Here is a 1,125-nt window from a genome sequence, read left to right on the forward strand (position 1 = left end):
TAACTTATCACGATATTTATTTAAAGGAGAATGGGATAAATGAAAGTTAGATGTATTGATGATTTAGGAATGACTGTTTTAGAAGTTGGAAGTGTTTATGAGGGAAAATTGAAGTTTGATCATTGGAATAAAGAAAAACGTTGGTATTTAGAAGGGGAAAAGTTTAGAAAATTTTGTTTTAGAGAAAAAGCGTTTGAAGTAGTTAAGGAGGAAAAAGAAATGCAAGAGAAGACATTTATAGAAGTAATTAAGGATATTAAAGAAGGTGAAGTATGGGAAAGTCATTGCAAAAGAATAATTGGTAACGGGGATGGTGACTTTAAAATAGAAAGTAAAAGTGGAGGAGACTTTGGAAGTTATGTAGCAATTCGTGGAGAAAATAAATACAGGTTAAAAAGAAAGGAATACACATTTGAGGAAGCATTTAAGGCTTATGAAAATGGTAAAGTGATTGAAAGTTGTGTAACTGGTGATAAATACACTTGGAATGGGTTTACTGATTTGATATGCAAGAATGGAGCAGATGGATATAGCAAGTTAAAAAGTATCTATATAGAAGAAATAAAGGGTAAATGGTACATCAATAATTAAGAGGTGGAATAAATGAAGGTTAAAATAGGAGATTATTTTATAGAATCAGATGAAAGGCAATATAAGGTTAAAATATATATAGGCACTGATAAGGATGGTAAGGATACTTACAAAACATTAGCTTATTGTACAAGTATTCATTCTGCTTTGAAATTCGTCCCACAGAGCGTTTTAAAGAGTAATGATGATATAAGTATTATCTTAAAGAAATTGGAGCAAATACACGCAGATATAAAGGAATATAAGAAGATTGAAGAAGAAATAAAGGAAGTTTATAAGAAAAAGTTAGAAGTAGCAACAAGAGAGTTTAAAAGCAAACAAAAGTCAGAAGGAGGAGTTGCAGATGAATAAGGTTGTACTAATAGGAAGATTAACTAAGGATCCGGAATTGAAATATACTCCAGGTACAGGAACTGCAGTTACAACAATAACTTTAGCAGTTGAAAATTATAACAGTAAAACTCAAGAAAAAACAGCAGATTTTATACCAGTAGTATTATGGGGAAAACAAGCGGAGAATACAGCTCAATATAC

3 protein-coding genes are annotated in these 1,125 nt (G+C 30.8%); all 3 read left to right on the forward strand.

Annotation, left to right across the window (positions count from 1 at the left end; translation table 11 throughout):
- Positions 1–39: 39 nt before the first annotated feature.
- On the forward strand, positions 40–591 hold the full coding sequence (locus H8S10_RS17865; protein ID WP_186839746.1) for a hypothetical protein: 552 nt from the start codon (positions 40–42) through the stop codon (positions 589–591).
- Between the two features lie 12 nt (positions 592–603).
- Positions 604–942 (forward strand): hypothetical protein, encoded by a 339-nt coding sequence (locus H8S10_RS17870; RefSeq protein WP_186839747.1) that lies wholly within the window; start codon positions 604–606, stop codon positions 940–942.
- Positions 935–1,125 (forward strand): single-stranded DNA-binding protein (locus H8S10_RS17875; protein ID WP_186839748.1); only part of this gene is annotated, 191 nt, incomplete at its 3' end. The genes H8S10_RS17870 and H8S10_RS17875, both read left to right, overlap by 8 nt.

It is taken from the genome of Clostridium sp. NSJ-49 (genome assembly GCF_014287725.1).
Taxonomy (GTDB): domain Bacteria; phylum Bacillota; class Clostridia; order Clostridiales; family Clostridiaceae; genus Clostridium; species Clostridium disporicum_B.